Below are 1,223 nucleotides of genomic sequence, written 5' to 3'. Positions count from 1 at the left end.
GGATGAAGCGCTGGCCATGGCGCTCCAGCGATTTTTCGATGCGTCTGATATCGATCAGGTCGCTGCCGATGCCAATGATCATTCGGCGGGAACTTCCCGTCCGGCGGTTCCAGCTCTGTCCGCCAGACGCAGCGAGCGCGAGAAAGAGCGGCGTGGCCACAGATAGATACGCATCCGCTCGAGAAAACCGTCAGGCTTGCGGCGTCGAAAAAGCACTCTGTTCCTGTCCTGATATCCAAAGCTGCCGCTCCGACCATCCCGGGCCGGGCGCGACAGCTACATTTTGCGCTTTGCGGCCGTCGAAAGGCAACAACGACCTTGATATAGCGATACGCTGGCCGCAGAACAACCGTAGCTGCATGCCGTCCGCTGCTGTCGCCTGCGGGACCGGCGTTTCGCCACTCCGGCCACAGTGTAATCGCGACGGATTTGAGGAGGAGACTTCGCCGCAGAATCGGCAGCAACCAGCTATCTACGGCCCATACTCGCTGACCTCGACCAGATTGCCGTCCGGGTCGCGGAAATAGACCGACATCATCGGGCCACGGGCGCCGATCCGCTCGACCGGCCCGACTTCAACGCCAACGCCGTTGGCCGCCAGGCTGGCGCATATCTCCGAGAGCGGACGAGCGGCGACCAGGCAGAAATCCGCGGAGCCCGGAGTCGGCGCCTTGGCCTTGGGCTCGAAGGTGCGCCCGACGTCATGCACATTGATCTTTTGCGTTCCAAACAGCAGCGCCGTCGGCCGGTCCGGCTCGTCGAGGCGCCTGAAGCCGAGCACGCGCTGATAGAAGGCGCAGGTGTCTTCGACGGAGCGAACCGTCAGCACGAAATGATCGATGCCTGCAATCACGGCTGCGCCTCAGTAAACGTTGTTTTATGCATGTCGTTGTCCCAATACCGCTGCGCACTTTTGGGCGATCCATCAGATATTGCGGCTGCCAGGTTTGATGGCCGGTATGGCGGCGAGCTCGGGCGGCAGCCTATCGGCTGGGTAGGCCGGAACCTCGTATTCGGCGAGCGCGATCAGCGGCACGCCGACATCGGTCTTGCCGGCCGAGCGGTCGATGATGCAGGCAGCGGCAACGACCTCGGCGCCAAGCCCGCGCAGGCAGTCAACGGTCTCGCGGATCGACAGGCCGGTGGTGACGATGTCCTCGACGATGACGACGCGCGAACCCTTGGCGATCTCGAAGCGGCGGAGCCTGAACTCGCCCCCTTCC

Annotated in this window: 2 protein-coding genes and 2 pseudogenes; all 4 read right to left on the bottom strand. The window is 63.2% G+C overall.

Going from position 1 to position 1,223, the window contains the following annotated elements; translation table 11 throughout:
• A pseudogene (locus EOA86_RS35290) lies at positions 1-82 on the bottom strand (holo-ACP synthase); the annotation flags it as partial.
• A gap of 44 nt (positions 83-126) precedes the next feature.
• Positions 127-216, bottom strand: a pseudogene (locus tag EOA86_RS40990) (DUF2062 domain-containing protein); the annotation flags it as partial.
• 256 nt (positions 217-472) lie between these two features.
• Positions 473-853: a VOC family protein gene (locus tag EOA86_RS35280; RefSeq protein ID WP_065009813.1), complete on the bottom strand. Its 381-nt coding sequence runs from the start codon at positions 851-853 to the stop codon at positions 473-475.
• A 72-nt stretch (positions 854-925) separates the two neighbouring features.
• Positions 926-1,223 (bottom strand): phosphoribosyltransferase family protein (locus EOA86_RS35275; protein ID WP_281035732.1); only part of this gene is annotated, 298 nt, incomplete at its 5' end.

Source organism: Mesorhizobium sp. M5C.F.Ca.IN.020.32.2.1, assembly GCF_004023105.1.
GTDB lineage: Bacteria > Pseudomonadota > Alphaproteobacteria > Rhizobiales > Rhizobiaceae > Mesorhizobium > Mesorhizobium wenxiniae.
This window is presented reverse-complemented; position numbering and strand designations above follow the sequence as displayed.